Here is a 13,707-nt window from a genome sequence, read left to right on the forward strand (position 1 = left end):
CGGCGAAGGCCGCCGGGACGGCAGTGCCGGCCAGCAGCGTCAGCGCCAGGGAGAGACGGATCAGGCGAGTCATCGGGTTCATTCCATTGCCAGCGAGGTATCGGAGCCCAGCCACAGGTACAGGTCGGGATTTTCGTCGAGCATCGCGGTCGCGGCCTGGTCGCTGTCGGCGGCCGCGCCGGCGCGCACCGAGGCGGTCGCGGCCACGGTCGTGGCAGTGGCAGTGGCGGTGGCGACGCTGGCGGTGGTGGTGGTCGGCATCGACGGTGCGGGGCGCAGCAGCAGATGCACGCCCAGGGCCGCGCCGAGCAGCGCCGGGACCGCCGCCAGCAGCCAGCCCCAGCGCCGGCTTGGCGCCGCGTGCGCACGGCTGGCCTGCTGGCGTGCGGCGCGCAGCCGCGCCAGGGTCGGCGCGGGCAGGGCCTGCAAGCCGGCCTGGTGGACGGCGCGCATCTGCGTGTCGAAATCCGCCGGGCGGGTGGGATCGGATGTCATCGGACGTCCTCCAGATGTTTCTGCAGCGCCTCGCGGGCGCGCGACAGATGGGTCTTTACCGAGCCTTCCGAGCAGCCCATCGCGCGTGCGGTGGTGGCCACGTCCAGCTCTTCCAGTACGCGCAGGGTGAAGGCCTCGCGCTGGCGCGCGGGCAGCGCGCGCAGTGCCGTCACCAGCCGCGCATGGGTCTGCCGACGCTCGTGCTGCTCGGACGGATTGGGGCCGTCGTCGGCCCAGTCCGGCGGGCTGTCCGCGTCACGCTCGCTGGTCGGCGCCCAGAAGCGCAGGCGGAAGGTGCGGCGGCGCTGCAGGTCGATGATGCGCCGGCGCAGGATGCTCCAGAACAGCGGCGTCCATTCCTGCGCCGGGCGCTCGCGATAGGCCAGCAGCTTGATCATCGCGTCCTGCACCGCGTCCAGCGCGTCCTCGCGCTGGCGCAGTCCGGCTTCGGCGAAGCGGAACGCGCGCGGCCCGATCTCGGCCAGGAACGCGTCCAGCGACGCCGGCAGCGGGCGCTGTTCGGTGTCGGCATCGGTCGATGGCGGTGCGAGGGCGGGCGTGCTCACCAGCACAGCTTAGCTTCCGGCAGGGGGATGCCGTGGTTAACGCGCGGTGGCGGGCGTGGTTGACCGGCCGGGCCTCGCGGCCTTCGCGCAACCGCATGCCGGCATCGCACAGCGGTTCAGCACGCGGTTATGATGCGGCGGACGGGCGCGGCGCCCGGGAGAATGGTGCGATGAGCGACGGGTTCGTGGCCTTGTACATCTTCATGCTGGCGGCCATCGCCGGGCATGTGATCATCTCGCGGGTGCCGGTGATCCTGCACACCCCGCTGATGTCCGGTTCCAACTTCATCCACGGCATCGTCCTGATCGGCGCGATGGTGGTGCTGGGGCATGCCGACACCACCCTGGAGAAAGCCATCGGCTTCGTCGCGGTGCTGCTCGGTGCCGGCAATGCCGCCGGCGGCTATGTGGTGACCGAGCGCATGCTGGACATGTTCAAGTCCAGCAAGCCGGATGCCTCCAAGACCAAGGCGAAGGATTGAATGCGCGGCATCGGCGCACCGCCGCGGCGCTGGCCGTGGCCGTCCTGCTCGCACTGCTCGGCCTCGCGTCGGGCGTCCTCTCGTACTTTCTGCCACTCGGGCAGATGTCCTTTTTCGGAGCACGCGTGCTGATGGAACTGTTGCCGATCCTGATCAAGAGCAGCTATCTGGTCGCCGCCACCCTGTTCCTGCTCGGCCTGCAGCGCATGGCCTCGCCCAGGACCGCGCGCAGCGGCATCCGCTGGGCCGGTTTCGGCATGCTGCTGGCGACTGCCGCCACCTTCCTGCTGCCGGGTCTGCACAACCTGCCGCTGATCGTGCTGGCGATCGTGCTCGGCACCGCCGCGGCGTGGATCTCCGCCAAGAAGGTGGCGATCACCGACATGCCGCAGATGGTCGCGCTGTACAACGGCATGGGCGGCGGCTCGGCGGCGGCGATCGGTGCGGTGGAGCTGCTGCGCTTCTCGTTCCTGATGCGCCGCGATACCACGCACTGGAGCGAGGCCGCGATCGCCGCGCTGGCCGCGCGCCAGCCGGATGCGACCACGCTGGCGCTGGCGGTGATCGGCTCGGCGATCGGCGCGGTGTCGCTGTCCGGCTCGATCATCGCCTGGGCCAAGCTCGACGGGCGCCTGGACAAGCGCGTCACCTTCCCCGCGCAGCAGGCGTTCAACCTGCTGGTGTGCGTGGCGATGCTGGGCGTGGGCGCCTGGGCCGCGATCAGCCTGAGTCCGCTGGCGATCGTGCTGTTCTTCGTGCTGGCGCTGGCCCTGGGCGTGCTGATGACGCTGCCGATCGGCGGCGCCGACATGCCGGTGGTGATCTCGCTGTACAACGCCTTCACCGGCCTGGCGGTGGCCTTCGAGGGCTACGTGCTCGGCAACGAGGCGCTGATCATCGCCGGCATGATGGTCGGCGCGGCCGGCATCCTGCTGACCCGGCTGATGGCCAAGGCGATGAACCGGCCGATCCGCGGCGTGCTGTTCTCCAACTTCGGCGGCGGCGGCCAGGCGCAGGCGATCGCCGGCAGCCAGAAGCCGATCGAGGCCGGCGACGTGGCGGCGATGATGGCCTACGCCGAGCGCGTGGTGATCGTGCCCGGTTACGGCATGGCGGTGGCGCAGGCGCAGCACAAGATCTGGGAACTGGCGCAGCGGCTGATCGAGCGCGGAGTCAAGGTCAAGTTCGCGATCCACCCGGTGGCCGGGCGCATGCCCGGGCATATGAACGTGCTGCTGGCCGAGGCCGGCGTGCCCTACGACCTGATCGCCGACATGGACGACATCAACCCCGAGTTCGCCAGCACCGACGTGTCACTGGTGATCGGCGCCAACGACGTGGTCAATCCGGTGGCCAAGACCGACCCGGCCAGCCCGATCTACGGCATGCCGATCCTGGACGTGGTCAATTCCAGGAACGTCATCGTCATCAAGCGCGGCAAGGGCACCGGCTTCGCCGGCATCGAGAACGCGCTGTTCTATGCCGACAACACCCGCATGCTGTACGGCGACGGCGCCGAGGCGGCCGGCGCCCTGGTCAGCGAACTGAAGGCGCTGGATGGCGGCGGGCATTGAGCCGTTGCGGGCGGAGTGGCGGGGCAGGAGTGATGTAGCGAGCGCAGGGCGCAGGAGCGGCTTCGGCCGCGCCTACAAAAACGATGCGCCTCATGGCCAAGGCGGATGATCGGGGGGTGATCAGGCCGCAACCACCATCGCCATGCCAGCGGCGTCCGCCGCGCTCCGGCCGTGCTCAGCGCGCGCTGAAATACGCCGTGGCCACGCCGATGCCCAGCCACAGCAGGTCGCCCGGGCTGTTGGCCAGCACGGTCAGGGTCCAGGCGTAGTGGGCGCCCATCTTCAGCGATGAATCCCAGACGTTCAGGCCCAGCCCCGCGCCCATCTGCGCGGCGGCGATGCCCCAGTTGGCGGCGACGATCACCAGCACCGTGGCGCTCATCGCCACGGCGATGCGCAGCGGGCCGCGCGGCAGGTTGCCCAAACGCAGCATCCAGGCGATCTCCAGCGCCACCACCACCGCCATCCAGCCGGCCTGGCGACCCAGCGACAGCGCCACCAGCAACCAGGCGATCAGCGCGGTGAAACAGCCCATGGCGAGCAACAAGGGCCACAGCCAGTGCGAGGGCCTGGCCGGCGTGGAGGAAGGCGGCATTCGATGTTCCCGGAGAAGGCGTACAGGATACTTCCGGCGCGCGCCCCGCGCACTCGGATAAACTGCACGACTTGCACCGGCGGGGCCTGGCCCCATATCGCCCCCATGTACTCACGCAGCAGCGAACCTGTCCAATTCGAACGCGATTGCGCCGCGGTGATGGTGCCGCAGGGCGACGCGGTGACCCTGCCCGCCGGCAGCTACGGCTATATCACCCAGGCCCTGGGCGGCAGCTACACGGTGTTCGTGGAGGGCAATCTGTTCCGCATCGCCGGCAAGGACGGCGACGCCATCGGCAAGGAGCCGCCGCCGGGGCTGGAACTGCCCGAGGACGCCGGCGACGAGCAGGTCGAAGCCCTGATCTGGCAGCAGTTGCGCACCTGCTTCGACCCCGAGATCCCGTTCAACATCGTCGATCTGGGCTTGATCTACGACGTGACCATGCACGCGCGCGAGGATGGCCAGCGCACCGTCGAGGTCAAGATGACGCTGACCGCGCCCGGCTGCGGCATGGGCGAGATCCTGGTCGACGACGTGCGCAGCAAGCTGGAAATGATCCCGACCATCGCCGAGGCCGACGTCGAGCTGGTGTTCGATCCGCCGTGGGGCCGGCATATGATGTCCGAGGCCGCACGCCTGGAAACCGGCATGCTCTGACCCGCGCGCGACGCCTCGCGCGTCGCGACGGAGCCCGATCGGGCGCCGCCGCTGCCGTCGCCACGACGCTGCGGCCCTGGCCATCCCTCGACTACCACAGGAATTCCCGGTGTCCGCTACCGAGCCGTCCACGCAGTTCCGCCTGACCCCGTCCACCGCCGCACGCAACGCCGAGGCGCGCGCGCAGATCCTCGCCGCGCCGGGCTTCGGCAACTATTTCACCGACCACATGGTCGCCATCGAATGGAGCCGCGAGCAGGGCTGGCACGACGCCGAAGTGCGCGCCTACGGCCCGCTGGCGCTGGATCCGGCCGCCTCGGTGCTGCACTACGGCCAGGAGATCTTCGAAGGCATCAAGGCCTACCGCCATGCCGACGGCTCGATCTGGACCTTCCGCCCGGAGGCCAACGGCAAGCGCCTGCAGCGCTCGGCGCAGCGCCTGGCGCTGCCGGAGCTGCCGGTGGAGCTGTTCGTGGAATCGCTGCGGCAGCTGATCGCGGTGGATGCGGCGTGGGTGCCGTCGGCGCCGGAAACCAGCCTGTATTTCCGTCCGTTCATGATCGCCAACGAGGCCTTCCTGGGCGTGCGCGCCGCGCAGAAGGCCGGCTACTACGTCATCGCCAGCCCGGCCGGCGCCTATTTCGCCAAGGGCGTGGCGCCGGTGGCGATCTGGCTGTCCACCGACTACGCGCGCGCCGCCAAGGGCGGCACCGGCGCGGCCAAGTGCGGCGGCAACTACGCCGCCTCGCTGCTGCCGCAGCAGCAGGCGCAGGCGCAGGGCTGCTCGCAGGTGCTGTTCCTCGATCCGGTCGAGGGCAAGTACATCGAGGAACTGGGCGGCATGAACGTGTTCCTGGTGATGCGCGACGGCAGCCTGGTCACCCCGGCGCTGTCGGGCAGCATCCTGGAAGGCATCACCCGCGACAGCATCCTGCAACTGGCCCGCGACCGCGGCATGCAGGTGGTGGAGCGGCAGGTGAGCATCGACGAGTGGCGCGACGGCGTGGCCTCGGGCGAGATCGCCGAGGTGTTCGCCTGCGGCACCGCCGCGGTGGTGACTCCGATCGGTCAGCTCAAGGGCAAGGACTTCGCGGTCGGCGACCTGACCGCGCCCGCCGGCCCGGTGACGCTGTCGCTGCGCCAGGAACTCACCGACATCCAGTACGGCCGCGTGGCCGACCGCCACGGCTGGCTGGTGCGGCTGGGCTGAGCCGAGCGCCCAACGCTGGGGCGGCCGTTGGCTGCCCTGGCGAATGGACCTCATGCCACTTGGCGCATGGTCCGACAGCGTCGACCATCGCCGGCGACGTCCGCGCTGGTGCGCCGGGGCGTGCGATGTGTCGCCGCCCCGCCTCCGCATCGCGCCTTCCCGGGAGTCCGCTCCCCGGACATTCCGTGTCCGTCCCGATGTATGGCGCTGCCATGCAGGCGACCTCTGTCGTCTGTATCCACTGTCTCCTTTTCTTGTCCCGTGTGTCGCGCGGGAGCCAAAAATCTGCCCCTGATTTGCCGAGTCTGGCGTCTTTCCATGCTGCATCGCAGCAAAAATGAGGTGTAGTTCTCTTTATGACATCGACGTTCATTGCATTTCTTCGCTTTGTACAACGGATTTCCGTCACACCCTGCTCCATACGCGCTTGTACTGAGCTAGCGTCGATGAATGGTCGGCAACACGCCATCCGACCGGGCTCGCAACGCACGCCAGGTTCAGGTTTCGACCGGACCGGTGCGGCGCGGAACACCGCCATCAGGCGGCTACTCAACCGAAAGGAAGTCCGAATGTCCGAAATGTCGCATCGTGGGTCGCGCCAGCGTCCGTGGCTGGTCGTGCTGGGCGCGTCCGCTCTCACCTCCCTGCTGTTGGCCACCCCAGCCTTCGCCGGTGACGTGAACCTCTCCGGCCTGTCTTCCGAGCCGACCGTGCAGCGCTTCATCGTCAAGACCCGCGATGCCGCGCCGGTCAGCATCTCCAGCGCGTCCGCCGCCGCTGCGGCGCCCTCGGCGGCGCTGCGCGCGACGCTGCAGTCGGCCGCCGCCGCGCTGCCGGCCAAGAACGGCCGCGCGCTCGGCCTGACCAGCCTGCGCCGCCTGGCGGTGGGTCCGGAAGTGGTCAAGGCCAGCCGTCCGCTGGACCGCGCCGAGGCCGAGACGCTGATGCGGCAGATCGCCGCCGACCCGAACGTCGAATACGTCGAGGTCGACCAGCGCATGACCATCGCGCTGACCCCGAACGATCCGCGCCTGGGCGACCAGTGGGCCTTCGGCACCACCAACGCCGGCATCAACGTGCGCTCGGCCTGGGACAAGGCCAGCGGCGACGGCGTGGTCGTGGCGGTGATCGACACCGGCATCACCAGCCACCCGGACCTCAACGCCAACGTCCTGCAGGGCTACGACTTCATCAGCGATGCGGATTCGGCGCGCGACGGCAACGGCCGCGACAGCAACCCGGCCGACGAAGGCGACTGGGCCGCTGCCGGCGAGTGCTACTCCGGTTCGCCCGCCTCCAATTCCAGCTGGCACGGCACCCATGTGGCCGGCACCATCGCCGCGATCACCAACAACGGCACCGGCGTGGCCGGCACCGCGTTCAAGGCCAAGATCCTGCCGGTGCGCGTGCTCGGCAAGTGCGGCGGCTACACCTCCGACATCGCCGATGCGATCACCTGGGCCTCCGGCGGCACCGTCAGCGGCGTGCCGACCAACCAGAACCCGGCCGAAGTCATCAACATGTCGCTGGGCGGCAGCGGCACCTGCTCGAGCACCTACCAGAACGCCATCAACGGCGCGGTCAGCCGCGGCACCACGGTGGTGGTGGCGGCGGGCAACAGCTCGACCAACGTGTCCAGCTCGGTGCCGGCCAACTGCAACAACGTGATCGCGGTGGCGGCGACCACCTCGTCGCGGGCCAAGGCCAGCTACTCGAACTACGGCGCGGGCATCGACATCTCCGCGCCGGGCTCGAACATCCTGTCCACGCTCAACGACGGCACCACCACCCCGGGCAACCCGAGCTACGCCTCGTACAACGGCACCTCGATGGCGACCCCGCACGTGGCCGGTGTGGTCGCGCTGATGCAGTCGGTGGCGCCGACCGCGCTGACCCCGGCGCAGGTGGAAAGCACCATCAAGAACACCGCGGCCAGCTTCTCCTGCTCGCAGGGTTGCGGCGCCGGTCTGCTCGACGCCAACGCGGCGGTCACCGCGGCGTTGAACGGCGGCAGCAGCGGTGGTGGCGGTGGCGGTGGCAGCAGCAACGAACTGCAGGATGGCGTGGCGGTCACCAACCTCAGCGCCAACAGCGGTTCCTCGCTGAACTACACGGTCAAGGTGCCGTCCGGCGCCAGCAGCCTGGTGGTCACCACTTCCGGCGGCAGCGGCGATGCCGACCTGTACGTGCGCTTCGGCAGCGCGCCGACCGACTCGGCCTACGACTGCCGTCCGTACAAGAACGGCAACAACGAGAGCTGCACCTTCAACTCCCCGCAGGCCGGCACCTACTATGTGCGGGTGAAGGCGTACAGCACGTTCTCCGGTGTCAGCCTGAAGGCCGACTACTGAGGCACTCCGTCGCGGCGGCCGCGCCATGGCCGCCGCGCACCTCCCGGTGCCGGATCGCAGCGGTCGGCCAGGACGCCGCCGCCGCCACTCTCGGTCGCCCCGCGCTTCGGCGCGGGGCTTTTTTGTTTGTGCCGCGTCCGGCCGCCCTGGTCCGGTCGTCTTGATGCATTCCGCAGCCGGGCTCGTCGCCGATCACAGATCTGCACATTGCGCCGCTTGCGCCCTCCACCCGATCCGCGCCTTGCCGCTATCCGCGGTGCAGGACCGTCCTGCGGCTGTCGCGTACGCGGTGGCCGCGGCCTGCACCGCCACGTTCGAACCTGCGCGGTGGACGGCCGACTGCGCCATGTGTACAGCCCGGGGGAGTCTCATGTTCAAGTACAGCGTGCTTCGGCGCCGCAGCGCCGCGTGCCTTTTGCTGCTGGCAGCCGCCGGCACCGCCGCTGCCGGCGAGATCGGATTGCAGGCGCTGGCGACGACGCCGAATCCACAGCGTTTCATCGTCACCTATCGCGATGGCGCCGCGCCTGCGCTGGCCTCGCGCGCGGCACCGCTGGCGGAGGCCGCGCGCATGTTGCCGGCCCGGCGCGGCCGTGCCCTCGGCCTGGCATCGTTGCGGCGCCTGGCGACCGGTGCCGACGTCATCGCCGCCGATCGCAGCCTGGATCGCGTCGAGGCGGAGACGCTGATGCGGCGCCTGGCCGCCGATCCGGCGGTCGCGCGCGTGGAGGTCGATGTGCTGTTGCGCCCCCTGCTGGTCCCGAACGATCCTGGCCTGTCCCAACAATGGGCGTTCGGAACCGGTACGGCGACGATCAATGTGCGCCCGGCCTGGGATCTGGCGACGGGCAAGGGCGTGGTGGTCGCAGTGCTCGATACCGGCATCACCGCACATCCGGATCTGGCTGCGAAGGTGTTGCCGGGCTACGACTTCATCAGCGATCCCCTGGTGGCCGGCGATGGCGGCGGCCGCGACCGTGACGCCGCCGATCCGGGCGATGGCTATCCCGCCAATACCTGCGGTGCCGGTACGCCGGCGGCGAGTTCGAGTTGGCACGGCACGCATGTGGCCGGCACCATCGCCGCGGTCACCAATAATGCCGCCGGTGTCGCCGGCGTCGCCTTCAACGCGAAGCTCCTGCCGGTGCGTGTGCTGGGTAAATGCGGTGGTTATCTCTCCGATGTCGCCGACGCCATCGTCTGGGCGTCCGGCGGCACCATCGCCGGCGTTCCCGCCAACCCGACGCCGGCGCAGGTCATCAACCTGTCGCTGGGTGCCGCCGGAAGCTGTTCGCCGACGATGGCAGGGGCGATCGCGAGTGCGGTTGCGCGCGGGACCAGCGTCGTCGTCGCTGCGGGCAACAGCAACAGCGATGTCGCCGGCAGCGTGCCCGCCAACTGTCCGAACGTGATCGCGGTGGCCGCGACCACCTCCGCCGGCGCCCGTGCCAGTTTTTCCAACTATGGGGCGGGCGTGGACATTGCCGCTCCCGGACAGGGCATCCTGTCCACGCTCAATACCGGCACGCTGGGGCCGGGGGCGCCGGCGTATGCGTCCTACAGCGGCACCTCGATGGCGGCGCCGCACGTGGCCGGCGTCGCCGCGCTGGTGCTGTCGGCAGCGCTGAATCCGCTGACGCCGGCGGAACTGGAGGCCCGGCTGAAGGCCACCGCCAGCCCGCTGCCGGTGGCGTGCACCGCCGGCTGCGGTGCAGGGCTGGTCAATGCGGGGGCGGCGGTGGCGGCGACAGTGAAGGCGCAGACGCTGGTCCGTGGCGTGCCGCTGGCAAGTCTGTCGCTCAAGGCGGGAACGTCGCTGTACTACCAGATCAGCGTGCCTGCCGGCACGTCTGCATTGACGCTGGCCCTGAGCGGGGGTAGCGGCAATGCCGATCTGTACGTGCGTGCGGGCGCCCTGCCGACCGATACCGCGTACGGTTGCAGGTCGGTCGCCGCCGGCACCACCGAGCGCTGCACGCTGACCTTGCCGGCCGGACTCTATTACGTGCGCATCAAGGCGGTCACCGCGGTGGCGGGCGTGAGCGCAACTGCGAGTTACTGACGCGCCTCACTCGCACAGATCGCAGGCACGTGCCTGCAGTGCGTCGAGCACCTGCGCGGCCTCCATTTCCAGCAGCAGGCCGCGCTGCCCGGCGTTGAACCAGACGCTGCCTGCGCCCAGTGCCGTTTGCTCGATCAGCACCGGCGCCGGCCGCTGCTGGCCCAGCGGACTGATGCCGCCGACCTTGTAGCCGGTGCGGCGCTCGGCCTCGGCGGCCTCCATCATCCGCGCCGCCTTGCCGCCCGCGGCGGCGGCCAGTTTCTTCAACTGCACGCGGCGGTCGGACGGGACCACCACGCAGACCGCGCGCGTGTCGACCCAGGCCATCAGACTCTTCAGCACCCGCTCCGGCGGCAGGCCCAGCGCCTGTGCGGCCTGCAGGCCCTTGGCGCCGGCTTCGGCTTCGTAGTCGTAGGGATGCAGCCGGTAGACGACGCCGGCCGCATCCAGCGCCTTGGTTGCGCGCGTGGCCTTGGACATCGTCGCCGCTCAGGTCGCTTCGAAACGGTTCGCCGCCACGTTCTTGCGCACCTTCTGCGGATCCCAGATGCGCCCGTTCATGGCGATGTAGACGCCGGCCGGCAGCGACTGCACTGCGCCGACCGCGCAGCCGATGTTGAACTCGGCGTCGGAGCCGCGGAAGCGCGCCGGGTTCAGCGCGCCGGTCATCACGATGGTCTTGCCCTCGATCGCCTGCAGCACCTTGCCGGTCTGCACCATCGAGTCGGTGCCGTGGGTGATCAGCACATGGCGCGCGGACTGCGCGGCGATGGTGGCGCGGATCAGCTCGCGGTCTTCGTCGGTGATGTGCAGCGAATCCTTGCGGATGATCGGGATCACCGTGAAGCGGAAGGTCACGCCCAGTTCCTTGAGGATCTGGCCGATCTGCGGGTCGCCGATCTGGTAGTCGGACTTGTCGTCGAAGTAGATCTTGTCGATCGTGCCGCCGGTGGTGACGATCAGGAGTTCTTCCATTGCCGTTCCTAGAAGCATGTCGGGGCGCGGCCGTGGCCGCGCAGGCTGTCCATGATACCGGGCGCGGCGGGGCGGCCGCTCAGTCGCGCCCGGTTGCGCCGCGGCGGCGCGCGAAGCGTGCGCGGATGCCCGGCGCGCTGGACAGGCCCACCACCAGCAGCGCCAGCAGCAGTTCCGCCCAGCCGTAGCCACGCTGTGGCGGGTGGCTCCAGGCGGTCATCACCCCGTGGCTGAACCACAGCAGCGCGCCGACGCCGCTCCAGAAGCGCGCCAGCGCCGAGCCGCGCAGCACGCCCACGGCCAGCAGCAGCGGCGGCAGCGCGAACACCAGCAGGGCGGCCAGGCGGTGGCGATCGTCGTGGAACCAGGTCGCGAACAGCGCCGCCAGCGCCAGCAGCGTCGCCCCCAGCGCCACCCGCAGGCGCCCGCCGCTCATGGCGCCGCCAGTCGCTGCGCGATCTCGGCCAGGCGCCGGCCGAGCGCGCGCGCCAGCTGTGCTTCCTCCTCGCTGGGTTGCGGATCGTCGTCGGCGCCGGCGACGTGGCTGGCGCCGTACGGCGTGCCGCCGCTGCGGGTGCTGCTGAGCAGCGGTTCGGTGTAGGGAATGCCGACGATCAGGCAGCCGTGATGCAGCAGCGGCAGGTGCATCGACAGCAGGGTGGCTTCCTGGCCGCCGTGCAGCGACGCGGTCGAGGTGAACACCGCCGCCGGCTTGCCGGCCAGCGTGCCGCTGGCCCAGTCGGCGCCGAGTCCGTCGATGAAGTGCTTGACCGGCGCGGCCATGTTGCCGAAGCGGGTCGGGCTGCCCAGCGCCAGGCCCACGCACTCGCGCAGGTCGCTGGCGTCCACGTACGGCGCGCCGCTGTCGGGCACCGGCGGTGCGCTGGTCTGGGTGACCGCCGCCACCGGCGGCACGGTGCGCAGGCGCGCGGCCATGCCCGGCACCTCGCCGACGCCGCGCGCGATCTGCCGCGCCAGGCGCGCCACCGAGCCGCCACGGCTGTAGTACAGGACCAGAATCTCGGCCATGCGGCCCTCTCGTGGATCGGAACGACCGCCAGTATCGACGATGCCGGCGTCCATGCGCATCGGGTACCCTTGCCCGATGCAGCCGCTGGACACCGTCAATCTCTGGGCCGATCGCCTGCGCGACCGCGCGCGCATGCGCAGCTTCGCCGGCTTCCTGTGGCGGCGCTTCCTCGACGACCGCCTGTTCCAGGCCGCGGCCTCGCTGGCCTACACCACCATCTTCGCGCTGGTGCCGCTGGCGGTGGTGGTGTTCGGGGTGCTGTCGGCGTTCCCGGTGTTCGACAAGTGGAGCGACCAGCTCAGCGACTACATCTTTTCCAACTTCGTGCCGGCCGCGGCGCGTTCGGTGGAGTCCTACCTGCGGCAGTTCTCGGCCAGCGCCGGGCAACTGACCACCGCCGGCGTGATCGCGCTGGTGGTCTCGCTGCTGATCACCCTCAACAGCGTCGAGCAGACCTTCAACCAGATCTGGCGGGTGGTGTCGGCGCGGCCGCAGCTGACCCGCTTCCTGGTGTACTGGACCGTGCTGACCCTCGGCGCGCTGCTGGCCGCGGCCTCGCTGGCGGTGTCGGCGCGGTTCTTCGCGCTGCCGCTGTTCAAGACCAGCGAGGGCCGGCTGCTGGCGCAGGTAGTGCTGAGCGTGGCGCCGGTGCTGATCGAATTCGTCTGCATCACCCTGGTGTACCGGGTGGTGCCGCATCACACGGTCAAGCTGCGCCATGCGGTGCCGGGTGCACTGCTTGCGGTGCTGCTGCTGGAACTGGTGAAATGGGGCCTGAGCCTGTACCTGGGCAGCTTCCAGTCGTACCAGCGCATCTACGGCACGGTCGCGTTCGTGCCGATCTTCCTGCTGTGGATCTACCTGAGCTGGATCGCGATCCTGCTCGGCGCCTCGGTGTCCTCTTCGATCGCCGCCTTCCGCTACCAGCCGGCCTCGATGCGCCTGCCGGCCGGCTACGAGATCTACGGCCTGCTGCGCCTGCTCGGCCGCTTCGCGCAGGCGCGCAGGCAGGGCAGGGGGCTGCAGGAGGACCAACTCCTGGAGCTGGAGCCGATGCTGACCGATTCGCTGGTGCAGGAACTGCTGTGCGAACTGGAGCGCATCCGCCTGCTCAGTCGTACCGAGCAGGGCGACTGGATGCTGGCCCGCGACCTGAGCGACGTGCCGGTGGCCGAGCTGTACGAGAATTGCCAACTGCGCATCCCTGTCGTCGAGACCTATCTGCCGTGCCGCGACGACGCCCTGGGCCAGGCGGCGTGCCGCGCGCTGGACGAACTGCGCCTGCCGTTGCGCGACGTGCTCAAGCGTCGCGTCGGCGACCTCTACACCGAGATTGGAGACCTTGCATGACTGCCATGCGCCTGCTGTTCCCGCTGTTCGCCGCTGCCGCCCTGCTGGCCGGGTGCGACCGCCAGCCCACGCCCAAGCCGGCCGACGGCGCCGCGACCACCGCGTCGTCCACCGCGCCCAAGGCGCCGCCCGCCCCGGCAGCGCCGGAGGCAGCGGCGAACAGCGGGAACAGCAGGCGCATGGCAGTCATGCAAGGTCTCCAATCTCGGTGTAGAGGTCGCCGACGCGACGCTTGAGCACGTCGCGCAACGGCAGGCGCAGTTCGTCCAGCGCGCGGCACGCCGCCTGGCCCAGGGCGTCGTCGCGGCACGGCAGATAGGTCTCGACGACAGGGATGCGCAGTTGGCAATTCTCGTACAG

Annotated in this window: 14 protein-coding genes; 7 read left to right on the forward strand and 7 right to left on the reverse strand. The window is 70.1% G+C overall.

The features are described 5' to 3' along the window. Positions 1–78: 78 nt before the first annotated feature. The gene (locus CEK65_RS20260) at positions 79–495 is read right to left on the reverse strand and encodes a hypothetical protein (RefSeq protein ID WP_152182802.1); all 417 of its coding nucleotides are present in this window, start codon (positions 493–495) and stop codon (positions 79–81) included. Further along, on the reverse strand, positions 492–1,067 hold the full coding sequence (locus CEK65_RS20265; protein WP_017909518.1) for an RNA polymerase sigma factor: 576 nt from the start codon (positions 1,065–1,067) through the stop codon (positions 492–494). Before CEK65_RS20265 ends, CEK65_RS20260 begins: the two co-directional genes overlap by 4 nt. 164 nt (positions 1,068–1,231) lie before the next feature. Between CEK65_RS20265 and CEK65_RS20270 the strand changes: the two genes are divergently transcribed. Next, the gene (locus CEK65_RS20270) at positions 1,232–1,543 is read left to right on the forward strand and encodes an NAD(P) transhydrogenase subunit alpha (RefSeq protein ID WP_017909519.1); all 312 of its coding nucleotides are present in this window, start codon (positions 1,232–1,234) and stop codon (positions 1,541–1,543) included. Between the two features lie 131 nt (positions 1,544–1,674). After that, the gene (locus tag CEK65_RS20275; protein ID WP_087963684.1) at positions 1,675–3,117 is read left to right on the forward strand and encodes an NAD(P)(+) transhydrogenase (Re/Si-specific) subunit beta; all 1,443 of its coding nucleotides are present in this window, start codon (positions 1,675–1,677) and stop codon (positions 3,115–3,117) included. Positions 3,118–3,292: 175 nt separating this feature from the next. Here the strand turns inward: CEK65_RS20275 and CEK65_RS20280 are convergent, their stop codons facing one another. Next, on the reverse strand, positions 3,293–3,712 hold the full coding sequence (locus tag CEK65_RS20280; RefSeq protein ID WP_017916700.1) for a hypothetical protein: 420 nt from the start codon (positions 3,710–3,712) through the stop codon (positions 3,293–3,295). Between the two features lie 105 nt (positions 3,713–3,817). Here CEK65_RS20280 and sufT point away from each other — a divergent pair, with 105 nt between their 5' ends. The 4 genes from sufT (at position 3,818) to CEK65_RS20300 (ending at position 9,992) form a co-directional block, all read left to right on the forward strand. After that, positions 3,818–4,369 (forward strand): putative Fe-S cluster assembly protein SufT, encoded by a 552-nt coding sequence (gene sufT / locus CEK65_RS20285; protein WP_017909071.1) that lies wholly within the window; start codon positions 3,818–3,820, stop codon positions 4,367–4,369. A gap of 109 nt (positions 4,370–4,478) precedes the next feature. Beyond that, complete coding sequence (locus tag CEK65_RS20290) at positions 4,479–5,579, forward strand: branched-chain amino acid aminotransferase (RefSeq protein ID WP_152182803.1); 1,101 nt, start codon at positions 4,479–4,481, stop codon at positions 5,577–5,579. Positions 5,580–6,157: 578 nt separating this feature from the next. Then, positions 6,158–7,930 (forward strand): S8 family peptidase, encoded by a 1,773-nt coding sequence (locus CEK65_RS20295; protein WP_017909072.1) that lies wholly within the window; start codon positions 6,158–6,160, stop codon positions 7,928–7,930. Positions 7,931–8,300: 370 nt separating this feature from the next. Next, positions 8,301–9,992: a S8 family peptidase gene (locus CEK65_RS20300; RefSeq protein WP_152182806.1), complete on the forward strand. Its 1,692-nt coding sequence runs from the start codon at positions 8,301–8,303 to the stop codon at positions 9,990–9,992. A 6-nt stretch (positions 9,993–9,998) separates the two neighbouring features. Here the strand turns inward: CEK65_RS20300 and ybaK are convergent, their stop codons facing one another. The 4 genes from ybaK to wrbA form a co-directional block, all read right to left on the reverse strand. Continuing rightward, positions 9,999–10,472 carry a Cys-tRNA(Pro) deacylase gene (gene ybaK / locus CEK65_RS20305; RefSeq protein ID WP_017909074.1) on the reverse strand — a complete coding sequence of 158 codons (474 nt, stop codon included), beginning with the start codon at positions 10,470–10,472 and terminating at the stop codon, positions 9,999–10,001. Positions 10,473–10,481: 9 nt separating this feature from the next. Further along, the gene (locus tag CEK65_RS20310; protein ID WP_152182804.1) at positions 10,482–10,967 is read right to left on the reverse strand and encodes an asparaginase domain-containing protein; all 486 of its coding nucleotides are present in this window, start codon (positions 10,965–10,967) and stop codon (positions 10,482–10,484) included. A 79-nt stretch (positions 10,968–11,046) separates the two neighbouring features. After that, positions 11,047–11,403 (reverse strand): DUF2069 domain-containing protein, encoded by a 357-nt coding sequence (locus CEK65_RS20315; RefSeq protein WP_152182805.1) that lies wholly within the window; start codon positions 11,401–11,403, stop codon positions 11,047–11,049. Then, a complete protein-coding gene (gene wrbA / locus CEK65_RS20320) occupies positions 11,400–11,996 on the reverse strand; it encodes an NAD(P)H:quinone oxidoreductase (RefSeq protein ID WP_017909078.1) in 597 nt (198 codons plus the stop codon). Before wrbA ends, CEK65_RS20315 begins: the two co-directional genes overlap by 4 nt. A gap of 76 nt (positions 11,997–12,072) precedes the next feature. Between wrbA and CEK65_RS20325 the strand changes: the two genes are divergently transcribed. Further along, entirely contained in the window at positions 12,073–13,347 is a 1,275-nt protein-coding gene (locus tag CEK65_RS20325) for a YihY family inner membrane protein (protein WP_043093046.1), read from the forward strand. Positions 13,348–13,707 lie beyond the last annotated feature (360 nt).

This window comes from Xanthomonas sp. LMG 12459 (assembly GCF_009192905.1).
Taxonomy (GTDB): Bacteria; Pseudomonadota; Gammaproteobacteria; order Xanthomonadales; family Xanthomonadaceae; genus Xanthomonas_A; species Xanthomonas_A sontii.

Bases quoted from the DNA above. Each gene is read 5' to 3' on its own strand.
- CEK65_RS20260 (WP_152182802.1), bottom strand. From the start codon at position 495: ATGACATCCGATCCCACCCGCCCGGCGGATTTCGACACGCAGATGCGC.
- CEK65_RS20270 (WP_017909519.1), top strand. From the start codon at position 1,232: ATGAGCGACGGGTTCGTGGCCTTGTACATCTTCATGCTGGCGGCCATC.
- CEK65_RS20275 (WP_087963684.1), top strand. From the start codon at position 1,675: ATGGAACTGTTGCCGATCCTGATCAAGAGCAGCTATCTGGTCGCCGCC.
- CEK65_RS20280 (WP_017916700.1), bottom strand. From the start codon at position 3,712: ATGCCGCCTTCCTCCACGCCGGCCAGGCCCTCGCACTGGCTGTGGCCC.
- sufT (WP_017909071.1), top strand. From the start codon at position 3,818: ATGTACTCACGCAGCAGCGAACCTGTCCAATTCGAACGCGATTGCGCC.
- CEK65_RS20295 (WP_017909072.1), top strand. From the start codon at position 6,158: ATGTCGCATCGTGGGTCGCGCCAGCGTCCGTGGCTGGTCGTGCTGGGC.
- CEK65_RS20300 (WP_152182806.1), top strand. From the start codon at position 8,301: ATGTTCAAGTACAGCGTGCTTCGGCGCCGCAGCGCCGCGTGCCTTTTG.
- ybaK (WP_017909074.1), bottom strand. From the start codon at position 10,472: ATGTCCAAGGCCACGCGCGCAACCAAGGCGCTGGATGCGGCCGGCGTC.
- CEK65_RS20310 (WP_152182804.1), bottom strand. From the start codon at position 10,967: ATGGAAGAACTCCTGATCGTCACCACCGGCGGCACGATCGACAAGATC.
- CEK65_RS20315 (WP_152182805.1), bottom strand. From the start codon at position 11,403: ATGAGCGGCGGGCGCCTGCGGGTGGCGCTGGGGGCGACGCTGCTGGCG.
- wrbA (WP_017909078.1), bottom strand. From the start codon at position 11,996: ATGGCCGAGATTCTGGTCCTGTACTACAGCCGTGGCGGCTCGGTGGCG.
- CEK65_RS20325 (WP_043093046.1), top strand. From the start codon at position 12,073: ATGCAGCCGCTGGACACCGTCAATCTCTGGGCCGATCGCCTGCGCGAC.